This window comes from Veillonella tobetsuensis (assembly GCF_001078375.1).
Classification (GTDB): domain Bacteria; phylum Bacillota; class Negativicutes; order Veillonellales; family Veillonellaceae; genus Veillonella; species Veillonella tobetsuensis.
The window spans coordinates 196,059-210,820 of the sequence record NZ_BBXI01000014.1; the positions used below are offsets into that span (position 1 = coordinate 196,059).

The 14,762-nt window shown below is 38.9% G+C and carries 14 protein-coding genes; all 14 read right to left on the bottom strand.

From position 1 onward, the window contains the following. Positions 1 to 2: 2 nt before the first annotated feature. Positions 3 to 1,274, bottom strand: coding sequence for a histidine--tRNA ligase (gene hisS / locus VEI_RS06315; protein WP_059363392.1), 1,272 nt, complete (start codon positions 1,272 to 1,274; stop codon positions 3 to 5). Beyond that, a complete protein-coding gene (gene hemZ / locus VEI_RS06320; protein ID WP_059363394.1) occupies positions 1,274 to 2,701 on the bottom strand; it encodes a coproporphyrinogen dehydrogenase HemZ in 1,428 nt (475 codons plus the stop codon). Before hemZ ends, hisS begins: the two co-directional genes overlap by 1 nt. Continuing rightward, positions 2,694 to 3,182: a Fur family transcriptional regulator gene (locus tag VEI_RS06325; protein ID WP_059363396.1), complete on the bottom strand. Its 489-nt coding sequence runs from the start codon at positions 3,180 to 3,182 to the stop codon at positions 2,694 to 2,696. Before VEI_RS06325 ends, hemZ begins: the two co-directional genes overlap by 8 nt. 127 nt (positions 3,183 to 3,309) lie before the next feature. After that, positions 3,310 to 3,945 (bottom strand): MBL fold metallo-hydrolase, encoded by a 636-nt coding sequence (locus tag VEI_RS06330; protein WP_059363397.1) that lies wholly within the window; start codon positions 3,943 to 3,945, stop codon positions 3,310 to 3,312. Further along, entirely contained in the window at positions 3,945 to 6,185 is a 2,241-nt protein-coding gene (locus VEI_RS06335; protein WP_059363399.1) for a RelA/SpoT family protein, read from the bottom strand. Before VEI_RS06335 ends, VEI_RS06330 begins: the two co-directional genes overlap by 1 nt. Then, positions 6,182 to 8,176 carry a single-stranded-DNA-specific exonuclease RecJ gene (gene recJ / locus VEI_RS06340; RefSeq protein WP_059363400.1) on the bottom strand — a complete coding sequence of 665 codons (1,995 nt, stop codon included), beginning with the start codon at positions 8,174 to 8,176 and terminating at the stop codon, positions 6,182 to 6,184. The genes VEI_RS06335 and recJ overlap by 4 nt, the downstream gene beginning before the upstream one ends. Before the next feature lie 288 nt (positions 8,177 to 8,464). Continuing rightward, positions 8,465 to 9,883: a [FeFe] hydrogenase H-cluster radical SAM maturase HydG gene (hydG, locus tag VEI_RS06345; protein ID WP_059363402.1), complete on the bottom strand. Its 1,419-nt coding sequence runs from the start codon at positions 9,881 to 9,883 to the stop codon at positions 8,465 to 8,467. Positions 9,884 to 10,035: 152 nt separating this feature from the next. Next, a complete protein-coding gene (locus tag VEI_RS06350; RefSeq protein ID WP_059363405.1) occupies positions 10,036 to 10,800 on the bottom strand; it encodes an ABC transporter permease in 765 nt (254 codons plus the stop codon). Further along, a complete protein-coding gene (locus VEI_RS06355; protein WP_059363407.1) occupies positions 10,797 to 11,453 on the bottom strand; it encodes an ABC transporter ATP-binding protein in 657 nt (218 codons plus the stop codon). Before VEI_RS06355 ends, VEI_RS06350 begins: the two co-directional genes overlap by 4 nt. 140 nt (positions 11,454 to 11,593) lie before the next feature. Further along, positions 11,594 to 11,878 (bottom strand): 50S ribosomal protein L27, encoded by a 285-nt coding sequence (gene rpmA / locus VEI_RS06360; RefSeq protein WP_004696430.1) that lies wholly within the window; start codon positions 11,876 to 11,878, stop codon positions 11,594 to 11,596. A gap of 12 nt (positions 11,879 to 11,890) precedes the next feature. Next, positions 11,891 to 12,205 carry a ribosomal-processing cysteine protease Prp gene (locus VEI_RS06365; RefSeq protein ID WP_059363409.1) on the bottom strand — a complete coding sequence of 105 codons (315 nt, stop codon included), beginning with the start codon at positions 12,203 to 12,205 and terminating at the stop codon, positions 11,891 to 11,893. Positions 12,206 to 12,207: 2 nt separating this feature from the next. Continuing rightward, positions 12,208 to 12,519 (bottom strand): 50S ribosomal protein L21, encoded by a 312-nt coding sequence (gene rplU / locus VEI_RS06370; protein WP_004698652.1) that lies wholly within the window; start codon positions 12,517 to 12,519, stop codon positions 12,208 to 12,210. 210 nt (positions 12,520 to 12,729) lie between these two features. Next, positions 12,730 to 13,296, bottom strand: a complete 567-nt coding sequence (locus VEI_RS06375; RefSeq protein ID WP_059363411.1) for a manganese efflux pump MntP — start codon at positions 13,294 to 13,296, stop codon at positions 12,730 to 12,732. A 33-nt stretch (positions 13,297 to 13,329) separates the two neighbouring features. Then, entirely contained in the window at positions 13,330 to 14,757 is a 1,428-nt protein-coding gene (locus VEI_RS06380; RefSeq protein WP_059363412.1) for an Rne/Rng family ribonuclease, read from the bottom strand. Positions 14,758 to 14,762: the final 5 nt, after the last annotated feature.

A 14,762-nucleotide genomic window follows, 5' to 3' on the forward strand; every position in this document is an offset into this window, starting at 1 on the left:
TGTCATCCTTTCACCAAAGAAGATATACGCTCTGAAACAGACGTCAATGGTACTGTTTCTTGTTCACTTGTTTCCATGAAACGAATAATGGCCTCTTGATTAGCCAATTCATCATCACCCATTATAATAACATACTTTGCATGAATTTTGTTAGCATATTTTAATTGGGCCTTCATACTTTTACCTTGACCATCCATTTCGGCTCTCACATAAGCACTACGCAAGGTATTACAAATTTTGAAAGCTTCTAGTTTTGCAGCATCCCCAAGAGATACTATAAATACAGCCGGTTCGATAGCTGGTTCAGGCAATAAGTTTTGTTTTTCTAGAGCTAACAATAAACGTTCCATGCCCATAGCAAAACCAATAGCCGGTGTATGAGGGCCGTCGAGTTCTTCTACGAGACCATCATAACGGCCACCACCAGCAACGGCGCTTTGCGCACCTAATGGAGTATATTGAACTTCAAACGCTGTTTTAGTGTAATAATCGAGACCACGTACCAATCGTGGATTTAGATTATATTGAATGTCTGCCGCATCAAGTAATGTTTTAAGTTCTTCAAAGTGAGTGTTACATTCTTCACATAAATGCTCATGAATTTCAGGGGCACCTACAGATAAAGCTTTGCATGTTTCATTTTTACAATCCAACAAACGCAAAGGATTTTTATATAAACGAGATTGACAATCTGGGCACAACTGATCTTTCTTAGGTTCGAAGAATTCAATCAATTTTTGGCGATATGTAGGACGACAATTTGGACAACCTACAGAATTCACCTCTACATTGAGATCCTTTAGACCAAAATCCTTCAACAATTGTACAATCATACAGATAACTTCGCTATCCACTACTGGAGAGGAGGAACCAAGTACTTCTGCTCCGAATTGATGGAACTCACGATAGCGGCCAGCTTGTGGTTTATCATGACGGAACATGGATCCCATATAGAACCACTTAGTTAAATTTTCTTTGCCATACACCTTATTTTCTAAATATGCACGTACTGCAGATGCTGTATTTTCTGGTCGTAATGTATAACTTTGCTCTTTGTCATCTCCAGTGGAGAAGGTGTACATTTCCTTGGATACTACGTCCGTAGTTTCCCCAATGCCACGCAAAAATAATTTTGTATCTTCAAAGGCAGGTGTGCGAATTTCGCTAAAGCCATAAGCTTTACAAATATCGCGCATACACTGTTCTATATAATGCCAATTAACAATTTGTTCTGGCAAGAAATCTTGTGTGCCTCTTGGTTTTTTAATAGCCATTACACAACCTCCCAAAATGATTTACATAATGCATGCCTTTTATCTAGTAGAGTTGTTAACGTATCTATGTAAACATCTACATCCTTTGGCATATGCTGTTTCTTTTGTCTATATAAAGGCGCGCGCATCCATTTAGAGGATCCGCCTGGCCCCATAGACATAATTGTTTGCCGCTCTTCCATGATTTGAATATTATATTCACAAGCTTTACCTGGCAATGTATACCCAATATTTTCAAGTTGACCTCTCATATATTGTTGGCGATATAGATAATAAGGCACATAACCAGCCGCTTCTAATCGCTCCTTGGCATACTGAACCATGTGACGTACCACGCTTTCCTCTGGTACATCATCTTGCATATTCAAATCATATAACGGACTACCACGTTTGATAGCTAACGTATGAATTGTAACATTTTCAGGCAAATTATGACAAATATAATCCATGTTATGCATCATATGTTTTATTTCTTGACCCGGAAGTCCTGCTATAAAATCCATATTTACAGCAAAATCAGTATGCTTTTTTACATATTGATACATATCATCAATATCTTGAGCGTTATGTCCACGCCCTATACGCCGTAATATAGTATCATCCATAGTTTGTGGATTAATACTAATACGATTAACATGGCAATGTTGCATAGACCGAATCTTTTCAACGGTTATTGAATCGGGACGTCCCGCCTCAACAGTAAACTCACGGCCTTCTGGTATCAATGTTGCTAAACGAGTCAACAGATGGTGAAAATCCTCATTACCCAATATAGTGGGCGTACCACCGCCCATATAGAGCGTATTAGTGTACAGATTATAGCTTTCACAAATGGACCTTACATCATCAATATCCTTTAACAATGCTGTAATAAACTCAGCTTGCCGTGGATAATCCTGATATAAACCATAGGGAAATGAACAATATACACAACGAGTCTCGCAAAACGGAATCCCACAATAGAGGCTAATGTGTTTAGGCGAATCATCGCCTAAAAAAGGCCGTTGATAACGTCCAATCTTACTAAGGACCTCAAGCTTTTCCATAGACACAGAAAACTCGTCCCTAATGTGACGAGTTGCATCCTCTAGTGAACCATATTGATCCATGTATTTATGAAGTAATTTTGTAGGGCGCACACCCACCATGGTGCCCCACTCATTATGAGCAGGCAATCCCTGTTCTGTACGCAATAGTACAAGCAAAGATTGTCCAATAGAGCGCCGTCCCAATGAAGATATGGACCCCGTCAACGTATGTTCTACACCACGAATAGAGACCGTCAAAATATACATATCATCATATTCTACAGCACTGAGTTTAACATCTGCATCAGTATTACTAGAAAACAGTCCAGCAGCGCCACAGTTGTGGGCCACTACCGATCCGAGTGGTAGTGGCCCTGTGTAATGATATCCATTAAGCATGATGTGCCATTTTATCAAGTTTCTCAAGTTCTGCTGGCGTCATATGTGATTGGCAATCACTGCAGTAGCCATAGACTTTCAATTGATGATCTATGGTGCGGAAATTTAATTTTTTCGCAATAATAGATTCTAATGTTTCTAGCATATCATCTTCAAATTCAGAAACTTTGCCACATTTAACACAAATTAAATGATGATGGAAATGAGCAAATTCTTCGTCATTTAATTCATAACGGTTACGACCATCACCAAAGTCAAGGCGTTTTAACAAATCTAATTCAGTAAATAGATCCAATGTACGATAGATAGTAGCAAGACCGATATCTGGCGCTACTTCTTTTACCAATACATATACATCCTCTGCACTCAAGTGATTCTCTTCAGCGTCGATGAAAGCTTGTAAAATGGTTTGACGTTGTGTTGTCAATTTATATTTTTTGTCCTTAATGCGTTCCTTTAATTTTTCCAATGTTGTGTTCATGATAACTATCCCCTCTATTAATAAGAACCTATTCTCTTATGGTGTACATACCATTAATACATGAGTACATACTGCTAATTATTGTGACCATAAGAATTAAAAATGATACTAACTCAAATTATTTATATTAAGCGCCTACAAATGGATTATATTGTTTTTCATATCCAATTTGTGTTTCTGGGCCATGTCCTGGATAGACCATCGTTTCGTCTGGCAATGTATATAATTTTGTTTTAATTGCATCGATTAATGTATCATAATCACCTTCTACAAAATCGGTGCGGCCAATCGATTGGTTAAACAAAGTATCGCCTACGAATACGAGGCCGGGCATATAGTAGCATACACCACCTGGCGTGTGCCCTGGCGTCTCATATACTGTTAAATCAACGGAACCACAGGTAATGTGATCTCCTTCGCGAACCTCTTCAATGCGCCCCTTCACAATAATCGGTGTAGGATTACTGTAATTGCTCAGATTCAATTCAGGATCACTTAGGTATTTCACATCATCATGTTGTATATAAATCGGTATATCATAAGCATCAACAATGCCTTGTACACCACCAATATGATCGCCATGTCCATGTGTTAAAAGGACTGCTTTAGGCTTTAAATCATATTTTTTTAATGCTTCTAGGACCTCTGTACTAGCGGGGTCGATAATGACTGCTTCCCCAACTTTCTTATCGCCTATAACATAACAATTTGTTCCTAGCGGACCTAAAGGCATACGCATAAGAACTAGATTAGATGTATCCATCAAGCACCACCTTTGCTACGTTGTACTGTGTACACTTCACGAATACGACGCAATTTAGTCATAACAAAATCAAGTTGTGAAATATCGCGGATTTCAACGACTATGTTGATAATTACATTTTTAGTATTTTCAATAACTTTAGCATTCATATTGGTAATGGTAATTTTCAATTCTGAAAGTACGGCCATAACCTCCATGAGAATCCCAGGTCTATCATAGGCTTGAATATCAATGCCTACATGGAAGGATTCGCTAGTAGATTCATCCCACGAAACCTCAATCATACGCTCTAAATCTTCCGGTGTGTGACCTAAGCTTGTACAATCAGAACGATGTACAGAAACACCACGACCTCTCGTGATGTAACCGATAATGTCATCACCTGGTACAGGATTACAGCATTTAGCCATACGAACCATAACCCCTGGTTCTCCTTTTACGAGAATACCAGTGCCATTTTTCGCCTTTTTGGACCCTTGAACCTTTAGCTTTTCAATGATTTGTTCCGTTGTTTTACGAGAATCTTCATGCTCTTTAGATTTCTTATACAGTTCAACAAGACGTAATAAAACTGTGCTGACAGGTATACCACCATAACCACAAGCAGCATACATTTCGTCTTCTGTACCCGACTTCAACTGTTTTACAACCTGTTGAATCCGATTATCTGCACAAAGGGCCTTCCAATTATAGTTGAGACGTTTTGCTTCACGTTCAAGAGCCTCAAGACCCTTTTCAATATTTTCTTCTTTATTTTCACGTTTAAACCAATTGCGAATCTTATTTTTACTTTCAGAAGACCCTACAATATTAAGCCAATCAAGGCTTGGTTTACCATTCTTAGACGTGATAATATCAACAATATCGCCATTTTGCAATGTATAGTCAAGGGATACAATTTTTCCATTAACCTTTGCCCCCACACAGCGATGACCTACATCGGTATGAACCCGGTATGCAAAATCAAGAGGTACGGAACCAATCGGTAATTTAATAACGTCCCCTTTAGGCGTAAAGACAAATACTTCACCAGAGAACACATCCAATTTTAAAGCATTCACTAGTTCCTTAGGATTGCTCGTATCTTGCCATTCTAATACTTGACGGAGCCAAGCCACCTTTTGGTCAAAATCCTTATCGCCATTCTTATTGCCTTCTTTATAGCGCCAATGAGCTGCTACACCATATTCAGATACACGATGCATTTCCCATGTACGAATTTGAATTTCTACTGGTTGCCCCATCGTGCCGATAACAGTGGTGTGCAAGGATTGATACATGTTAGATTTCGGCATAGAAATATAGTCTTTAAAGCGATATGGCAACGGTTTCCAAATACTATGAGCAATACCGAGGACGGCATAACAATCCGGAATTGTATCAACGATAACGCGAACAGCCAGCAAATCATAGATTTGAGATAAATCGCGATTATCCTTTTTCATCTTCTTATAGATGCTGTAAAAATGCTTTGGTCTCCCCTTGATATCGGCCTTGATATGGGCCTCCCCAAGTGCTTTTGTAAGCTGAACCATCGTATCATTTACAATATCTTCACGGCACTGTCGTTTTTGTTTCATTTGATCCACGAGATCATAGTACTTATCCGGTTCCAAATAACGGAATGATAAGTCCTCTAGTTCCCATTTCACATTAAAAATCCCGAGGCGATGTGCCAAAGGTGCGAAGATTTCTAAGGTTTCCTTGGCAATACGTTTTTGTTTATCACTACGCATATGTTTCAAAGTACGCATATTGTGCAAACGGTCACCCAATTTAATAACCACTACACGCACGTCCTTTGCCATGGCTAAAATCATCTTGCGATAATTTTCCATTTGACGATCTTCTTTAGTTTCGTATTGAAACTGATTTAATTTAGTAACCCCATCAACGAGGAATGCCACTTCGGTACCAAAGAGATTTTCAATATCTTCCTTGGTATAATCCGTATCTTCCACTACATCATGTAACAAAGCTGCAATAAGTGTAATATGATCGATTTGCAAATGTGCCAAAATTTCAGCCACCGCAAGAGGATGCATGATATACGGTTCACCAGAGGCTCTAAATTGACCTTCATGAGCCTTGTCTGCAAGGGTGAAAGCCTTCATAATTTGTTCGCACTCATCATCCCCTAGATACGAATGCACATAATCCATAAAATCTTTTAAGGCCACTTCTTTATTAAAGCCTTTTTGTTCAACTAAGGCTTTACCTTCTTCATTTATGGTCATCATGGTATCACCTCCTGCTGACTATACGTTATAAACGTAACGGATGTGGTCAAATCAAGTTTTCCGTTAATTACATTCCAACGAATCATGGTTTGTCCACTATCACTAGTTTCTTCACTAATAATGCCTAATTCTTTAAACACATCAAGGGCCATCAAAGCTGATACACCATTTTGATCAGATGGCTTGCGGCGCAAAATCTCTTGCTCTACATAGTATAAAGAATTCGCACCACCTTTTAAGGATAGGCGTACGATTGTATAAATCTCACGCAAACCTTCCGGAGTAAGATGAATTGGTTCCTCAACTATAGGCTCTATATCTTGAATCATAAGTTGCGGTGATACAAAACCTTGCCACTCATTTTTTTGAAGTGTGAATGCGACTTTCACATTCATGCCTTGAAAAATATGTCTGAATAAATCTGGTCGATTCCATGCGATAGCATCAACAGTACCATTGGCCGTTTCTAAAATCACCTTACAATGATTTTTAAGCTGTCCCATGAGCATAATATTTTCTACCTTAGCATCCATAACACCGAATATAGGCGTACTATTACCCATACCATATGGTTCTAATGCAGACACTCTATCTACAATATCAACATCTATATCATCTACAGGCAAGGTAGCATCAATAGATACAACGGGGATATACTCATCAGCCGATACATGAGCCTTACAATACTCGGTTAATCGATGTCGCAATTCATCAATACAATTAGCATCGATACTAAATCCTGCTGCGGCGGCATGACCACCAAACTGAATTAATATATCCTCACAGGATTTTAGTGCATTATAAATATTAAATCCATCAATACTGCGACAAGAGCCCTTTCCTACGCCTTTATCAACACTAATAACAAAGGTAGGCTTATAAAACTCCTCTACCAAACGTGATGCGACGATGCCGATAACGCCAGGGTGCCATTCCTCACCGGATACAACTGTTACATAATCAGCGAGATGCCCTTGAGCGGCCACATTAGCACGTGCTTCTTCATGAATAGAGCGCTCTATTTCTTGGCGTTCTATATTTGTCTCATGTAGTTCTTGCGCAATAGCTTCTGCTAAATCCACATCATCTGTAACAAGCAGTTCTACAGCACGTGTGGCATGTGTAACGCGGCCGGCTGCATTCAAACGGGGCGCTAAAGTGAATCCAATATGTCCTGCTGTAACAGTTTTATCATGTAACCCTGCTACTTCAATGAGTTTATGAATCCCAAGATTAGGCAACTCATTCATCTTTTTAAGACCAGCTTGAACGATGATGCGGTTTTCTCCTACTAAAGGCACCACATCTGCTACTGTACCCAAGGCAACGATATCTAAATCCTCAAGATACCATTCGCCATGTTGACGTAACCATAGTGCTTGGCATAATTTTAAAGCTACCCCAACGCCAGATAGGTTTTTATCTGCATACGGACAATCTGGCTGTTTATGATTGATAACAGCTCGTGCTGGCGGAATTTGAGGCGGTGCCGTATGATGATCTGTAATAATAATATCGAGGCGGTCACAAACAGCTTGTACAATATCATAAGAGCTAATACCACAGTCCACCGTAATAACTAATGCAGCACCATCAGAGATAATATGTTCTAAAGCCTCTAAATTTAGGCCATAACCTTCACTTTGGCGTTCTGGTATGTAATAACTTACATCGGCCCCCAACCTTACTAGAAAACGATATAAGAGAGATGTAGCCGTAATACCATCTACATCGTAGTCACCATAAACGACAATAGGTTTTCTAGTTTCAATGGTTTCAAGAACAAGGGCAACCGCTGTTTCCATATCCTTTAATGTAAAGGGATCTAACAAATCATCGAGGGTACCCTCTAGAAAACAATGGCCTTCGTTGACATCAATACCACGATTTACCATCAACCGTGCCACGATAGGATTTACACCGAGTTCACGGATTAATGTATTCTCTTTTTCTACATTCCTTGGCATAATATGCCAACGTTTCTTTTTCATCATTCCATCCTCGGTAAAATATATTACAAGATATACAATATCATTATATTTTCGTTAAGTTTATAATCAATATCAATAAATTTAATATATGTATTATCATTATCAATTTCTTACATTATACTATAAACATCCATATAAATAAAGGGTTTTATCTGTATCTTTCATATGAAATTCACTTGTTTTTCTCAACAAAACAGCACTGCTTATTATCATTATCATAATAAGCAGTGCTTGTTTATATCAGTTTATACTATTTTTGCATGAACATTAAAATACAAATATTGTTAATTAGAAACGGAAATCTCGTTTCCCGTCTTCCATTTGTGCAATATAAGCTTTGGCTTTTTCTTTTACCAAGTCGTTTTTGATATTTTCTAACTGTGCTTCTATAACTTTAGCACCATGTTCTTTGGTATGTTCATCGCCATAGTCCATAATGTATTCATTTAATGTCATCAATGCATTTGGTTGGCAACAATTGTGAATTTGGCCCGATTTGGCCAAGGCCATGAATCGGTCACCGGTGCGACCTGCGCGATAACACGCAGTACAGAAGCTTGGTACGTAACCCAGTTCGAGTAACCAATCCACGATTTCATCTAAAGTACGCGTATCACTACGATCAAATTGAGCCGAATTATCTTCTGGTTTCTCTTCTTCTTTATAGCCACCTACACTAGTACGAGAGCCGCCACTGATTTGGGAAATCCCCAGTGCTAAACCACGCTCACGCATTTCCTGTGTTTCACGAGTAGACATAATCATACCAGCATATGGTGCAGACACACGAATGAGGGCTACGATTTTTTCAAATACATCATCAGGTACAGCATTGCTAAAATCATCTACATCAATATCATCAGCCGGACAAATACGAGGTACAGAAATCGTATGTGGACCTACGCCAAATACGGCTTCTAAATGTTCGGCATGCATCAACAAGCCTACAAAATCATATTTATAGTGCTCCAATCCATAAAGAACACCAATACCTACATCATCAATACCACCTTGCATAGCTCGATCCATCGCCTCCGTATGGTAGGCGTAGTCGCTCTTAGGTCCTGTTGGATGTAGTGCTTCATAGTTTTCTTTATTATACGTTTCTTGGAATAATGTATAGGTACCAATACCTGCATCGTGAAGTTTTTTATAATCCTCTACGGAACATGCCGCAATATTTACATTAACACGGCGTATTTCACCATTTTTGTTCTTAATACTGTAAATAGTTTTAATGGATTCCAAAATATATTCAAGAGGATTATTGAGTGGATCTTCACCAGACTCAATAACGATACGCTTATGGCCCATCGCTTCTAAGGCAATAACCTCTTCTCTAATTTGGTCCTGTGTAAGTTTCTTACGCTTAATATCTCTATTTTTAGAATGATAAGGACAATACACACATCCATTGATACAGTAATTAGACAAATATAATGGTGCAAACAATACGATGCGATCACCATAAATAGCTTTTTTGATGTCCTTCGCTAATGCAAAAAGCTTTTCCTTATAATCAGGTAATGGACATTCTAACAATACAGCTGCTTCTCTGTGATTTAAGCCCTTAAAGGTAGCTGCTTTTGCTAAAATTTGATCTAATAATTCGCGATTTTCTTTATTTTCCTCTGCATAAGCAAGGGTATCAAGAATTTCTTGATGAGAAATAAATTCCTCCGCCTTAGGAGACTTTACATCATACATAGTACTTACCTCAAATCTTTCTACCGGGTATCTACCCCATTTTTAAGTGTATGAAAGTATATGCCAACCATAAAACTGGTATTTCACTGATACTGTTCATAGTATACCACTATTCCTACTAAAAAACATAGGAATTTAAAATATATTCTATATTATTTATTCAGTTGATTGCGCTTATTAAAAAACCCCTTGTAAGCTAATTGGCAGGCGATAAAGCAAGCTATGGATATCGTCGATAAAGACATAAAGGTTACAATCATTTGGTATTTTACAGCCTCTAATGGTGGCATACCAGCTAAAATAAGACCGGTCATCATACCTGGTAACGCTACTATCCCTAATGTTTTAGCACTATCTATAGTCGGCTGTAAACCAGTCTTTATAACATCTCGTATGATTGCCTTAGATGCTTGTTTAGGCGTACTCCCCAAGGCGAGTTTAATCTCAACCTCTTGTTGACGTAACTCAAAGTTTGACAGTAGTTGACGGTAGCAAAGACCTATAGCAACCATAGCACCACTAATGACCATCCCACCAACAGGAATCAGCTGATACGCAGTAAAGCTAAGAATACCGGTTAACAGTAAAATCGATAAGGTAATACTAGCACCTACGGTTATAGCAAACCAAGAAATCCATAGCGCATGAGGTATCCCAGCCCCACGTTTAGAAGCATTATAAGCTGCATTAACAGCCATAAAGCCCAACAATCCAATTATAAATATAGGGCTTTCAGTACTAAAAATATAGGACAAAATAAGTCCTATAATCAAAAGTTGAATAGATGCACGTACGGCACTTATGAAAATGTCATTCTCTAATTTTAATTCTTGCCGATAGGACATTAGCATACTAATAACTACCAGTACAGACGCTAGGCATAAAGATGTAGTAGAGATAGTTTGAAATTGACTCATCGCAATACCTCCTCTTTTGCTATCGATCCATCTATAATAGTGATGCGCCGATTAGCAGAGCGCAAACTTTGTTCCTCATTATGTGTAATAGATACTATGGTTATCCCATTTTTATATAGCTCATCAATAACTTGCTCTACAATAGCTGTATTAACTGAATCTAATGCAGAGGTCACCTCATCTAAGAGCAATACTTTAGGTTCAAATATAAGACTACGAATGAGGCAAATCCGTTGCATTTCACCGCCAGATAATTCATCATTGTGACGCTCAAAATACTCCATAGGCATATGAAGCAAATCAAAGAGCAATTTGATGCGCTCCATATCTGGTTTCATACCGCGAATATCATAAGGAAACAAAATATTGCGACGCACTGTTTTAGCAAATAAATAAGGTCGTTGAAAGCAGTACCCTACCTCTTTACGATAACTTTCAGGTTCTATAGCAGTTAAATTCCGACCATTATATGTGATACTACCTAATGTAGGACTAATCAAATCGCTACACAATTTTAAAAGTGTACTTTTACCACTACCTGAAGGACCTACAATAGTAAGATAATCCCCTTCATTTACAGCTAGAGATACATTACGAATAATAGTTTTGTCTTTTACAGCATAGGATATATTAGATAATTCTAATAATGCCATAATATCTCCCTTCCAATTCCAAAACGTCAGAATAGATTTGATAATTACTTTAAATTATAGTATATCAAGGCCACTCATACCATAGGAAAAACAAAAAATCCCTAGTGGAAAACCACTAGGGATTAATAGTCTTTGTAAAATTAAGCTTCTACAGGGTATACGCTAACTTTACGGTTATAACGACCAGCACGTTCAAATGCTACTTTACCAGGCACAAGTGCGAATAAAGTGTCATCTTTACCGATACCTACGTTAGTACCAGGGTGGAAGTGAGTACCACGTTGACGAACGATGATGTTACCGCTCTTTACGATGGAACCATCATGGCATTTAACACCAAGACGTTTAGATTCACTATCACGACCGTTACGAGTACTGGACACACCTTTTTTATGTGCGAACAATTGCAAATCAAAAGTAAACATTAAGTTCACCTCCTATATTTCGTGTATTTGGACAAACTCTGGATATTGACGGCTAATCTCCTCTAAACCGAGAATCATAGTCCCCAGAATATCCTGTCCACTCTGGTTAATCGTACCAGAGAGAACCATATCACATTGACCTTCGCTATTCGTATATTCCCCTTCTTGCTGAGCAATTCGGGTAAGTCCTAACATTGCCGTTGCTGACAAGGCAGACACTGCAGCACATACGATATCGAAGCCATGATCATCATATCCTGCGTGACCGGACATGTGACAACCAATGACTTGGCCATCACTATTCCGCTGGATTCCAATGGAAACCATAATTAAGCTTGGATAGATTCAATACGAACTTTTGTGAACGGTTGACGATGACCTTGACGACGACGGTAGTTGGATTTAGCTTTGTATTTGAATACTAAGATTTTTTTACCTTTACCATGCTCAAGAACTGTACCTGTAACTTTTGCACCGTTTACAAGAGGAGCGCCAACTTTAACGTCGCCGTCATTCACTACAGTCAAAACTTCTTCGAATGTAACGGACTCGTTAGCAGCTGCTTCCAATTTTTCGATAGTAATTACATCGCCTTCAGCAACGCGATATTGTTTACCACCAGTTTTAATAATTGCGTACATGAGAACACCTCCTTGTTATCGAACTCGCTGAATTCGGTATCCCGACCCGAACTTCGGTCGGGCGTTTAAACCTGCTTCACGCGGATTGCAAAGTTCAGTAAACCGAACTAATACTGATATAGTATATCGTATTTAACCATTCATGTCAAACAAAATCCAGTATAAACTGCTCAATTTCTAGGACTTTCATATATATACAACATCTGTAAACTATTCAATAATACCGAGATGTTGTAATAATATCTTGGTACCAATGAGGATTAAAACACCACCGCCTATGATATCTGCATATTTACCAACGAATCGACCCATAAATTTACCTAAGTAAATGCCCACCAAGGATATACCAAAGGTTATGACACCAATTGTGGCTGATGCTTCCCAAACATTGATGGGTAAAAAAGCAAAGGTTAAGCCTACAGCCATTGCATCGAGGCTAGTTGCTACAGAGAGCATCATCATTTCCCATACACCTAAAAAGGTCTTATCATCGTCTTCGTCATCATCACTAAGACCTTCTCTAATCATAGCAATACCTAAATAACCGAGCAGACCAAAGATAATCCAATGATCCCAGTCTGCGATTACATCGATAAACTGGAGACCAATGAGCCAACCGATAAGAGGCATGAGAAACTGAAATAAACCAAATAAGAATGCTAAGGTCACTTTTCGACCATTCTCACCTACGGGCATAGTCAGGCCTTTGCCGATAGATACGCCAAAGGCATCCATAGCGAGACCTGCGCTAATTAATATAATTTCAATTAAGGACACAAACTTCACCTATATACAATAACAAACATACGGTTAATCGGACACAGCCATGAGAGAATACCCTTCTCTACTCATCTGTTCATTTACAACAATGGAAATAGTGCGTCCTATAGAGTTTCCCAAATCCTCCAGCACAGATTTCGTTAAATAATACGCCACCTCTGGATGAACCTCAATTTCAAGATTTGATTTAATACGGCCTGATTTGAACAGTTCTCGGATACGACGTACAATCTGCATATACACGGTGCGACCAGATAACATATAACCAGTGCCACCACATTGTGGACAAGTATCAAACATCAATGTTTGTAGACCTTGTCGAGCGCGTTTTCGTGTCATCTCTACAAGTCCAAGAGAACTGATACCGCATACAACGGTTTTCATCTTATCCCTTTTCGCTAAATCACTCAATAATTTCAAGAGCTCTTGTTGATGCTCCTTCTCCTTCATGTCAATAAAATCGACAATGATAATCCCCCCGATATCGCGCAATCTAAGTTGACGACATATTTCATGAGCCGCTTCCTTATTGACTGTGAAAGCTAAATCTTCCGCTTTATTAGAACGTCCCGTATAATGTGCAGAGTTTACATCAAACACAGTTAAGGCCTCTGTATGATCAATCCGGATGGAGCCGCCTGATGGCAAGCTTACATCTCTAGAAATGAGATTCTCCAGTTGTGGTTCAATATGATTCACTTTAAAAATAGGCGTACTATTATCATGCAATGTGACTTTTATATCTGATGAGGCTTGCCCTGTACCTAGCAAATCCTTTAAGCGTTCCATACCATGTTTAGAGTCGACGATAATTTCACAGACATTGCGATGAGCATAGTCCCGAACAAGGCGGAACCAAAAATCTGCATCACTATATAAATCAGTGCCACTCTTCGCTACTTTAAAACGCTTTGTTACATGTTGCCAAGTGCGCCACAGATAATCCATATCTCGGCTAATTTCCTCTTCTGTTGCCTTGGCAGCAGCGGTGCGAATAATAAATCCAGCCCCCTCTTGTACATAAGGTTTAGCTTGCTCTTGCAATCGATCACGCAAGGTTTGATCTGTAATTTTCTTAGATATATGCATGCCTTCTGAATATGGCAGTAAAACCATAAAGCGTCCAGCCAGGCTAACATCAGCCGTAACGCGAGCCCCCTTGCCAAGCATTTCTTCTTTGATAACCTGTACAAGAATTTGTTGTCCTACCGACACATTACGAAGAATCTTTAATTGTTTTCCTTGCTGTAAATTGAGATACGCATTTTGCGTGCCTCCGATATCAACGAAAACAGCTTGCATACCAGGCACCACATTTTTCACGATACCTTTATACATATGATTCGCCATATGCGTTTCATCGGTTCGCTCTAACACAAAATCAACGAGTTGCCCCTGTTCATCAAGAACAGCCATTCGAATTTCTTCTCGCATCACATTAACGAGGATTTTATTCATAGTAC